Source organism: Planotetraspora kaengkrachanensis, from assembly GCF_016862895.1.
Lineage (GTDB): Bacteria > Actinomycetota > Actinomycetes > Streptosporangiales > Streptosporangiaceae > Planotetraspora > Planotetraspora kaengkrachanensis.
Genome location: NZ_BONV01000076.1, coordinates 1 through 1,420, shown reverse-complemented (window position 1 = coordinate 1,420; position 1,420 = coordinate 1). Strand labels below are relative to the sequence as shown.

1 protein-coding gene is annotated in these 1,420 nt (G+C 66.8%); it reads left to right on the top strand.

The features are described 5' to 3' along the window. The first annotated feature begins 120 nt into the window (after nucleotides 1-120). Nucleotides 121-1,362: an IS256 family transposase gene (locus Pka01_RS40405; protein WP_203888316.1), complete on the top strand. Its 1,242-nt coding sequence runs from the start codon at nucleotides 121-123 to the stop codon at nucleotides 1,360-1,362. The last annotated feature ends 58 nt before the right edge of the window (nucleotides 1,363-1,420 follow it).

Sequence of the window (1,420 nt, the reverse complement as noted above, 5' to 3'; positions counted from 1 at the left end):
GGTTGCGTCCACGGGAGTGGTGTAAGAGTTTCCGCTGGTAGAGGCGTGGCGTCGTGAAATGAGGACGGCCATCGCGTGATCCTTCGTGATTGCGAGTCAAGATCGAAGGAGACGAAAGCGATGGCCGTGAACGACAGTGTGGACCCTGGCGCGTGGCTGGCGCGGCAGATCGAGGCCGGGGATCCGGATCTGTTGCGATCCATGGTGAAGACCATGGCCGAGGCGTTGATGTCGGCCGAAGCAGACAGCGTTTGCGGGGCCGACTACGGGCAGCGCAGTACCGAGCGGACCAACTCCCGCAACGGCTACCGCACCCGCGAGTGGGACACCCGGGCCGGGACGGTCGAGCTGGCCATCCCGAAGCTGCGGCAAGGCTCCTATTTCCCGGACTGGCTGCTGGAACGCCGGCGGCGGGCCGAACAGGCCCTGGTCAGTGTCGTGGCGACCTCCTATCTGCTGGGGGTGTCGACGCGGCGGGTGGACAAGCTGGTCGAGCAGCTCGGCATCACCGGTATCTCCAAAAGCCAGGTCTCGGCGATGGCCAAGAGCTTGGACGTGCAGGTGGAGGCGTTCCGCACCCGTGCGCTGGACGGTGGGCCGTATGCGTTCGTGTGGCTGGACGCGCTGACGCAGAAGGTCCGCGAGGGCGGGCGGATCGTCAACGTGCATGCCCTGGTCGCCACCGCGGTCAACGCCAACGGCAACCGGGAGATCCTCGGCCTGGAGGTCACCAGTCGGGAAGATGGTGCCGGCTGGCTGGCGTTCTTGCGCGGCCTGGTCGCCCGCGGCCTGTCCGGGGTGCAGTTGGTCATCTCCGACGCCCACGCCGGACTGGTCGAAGCGATCGGCGCCACCCTGCCCGGTGCGTCCTGGCAGCGCTGCCGCACCCACTACCTGCGCAACCTGCTCACCACCGTGCCGAAGTCGGCGCAGCCGTGGGTGGCCACTTTGGTGCGGACCATCTTCGACCAGCCGACCACCGAGCAGGTTCGCGCTCAGCACGCCTGGGTCATCGACGCCCTCCAGGCGAAATACCCGGCCGCCGCTGACCATCTCGACCAGGCTCGGGAGGACCTGCTGGCGTTCGCGCAGTTCCCGCGTGAGATCTGGAAGCAGATCTGGTCGAACAACCCCCAAGAGCGGTTGAACAAGGAGATCCGCCGCCGCACCGACGTCGTCGGCATCTTCCCCGACCGGGACGCGATCATCCGCCTCGTCGGCGCCGTGCTCGCCGAGCAGACCGATGAATGGACCGAAGCCCGCCGCTACATGGGCCTGGACGTCCTAGCCAAAGCCCGCCTACGCGTAATCCCGGGCGACACACCGAACCAGCAACAACCTCCGGAGACACTCACCGCTTAACCTGCAGAAACGGATCACGCGGAGGTCGACTCATACACCACCCCGCTGGACGTGACCC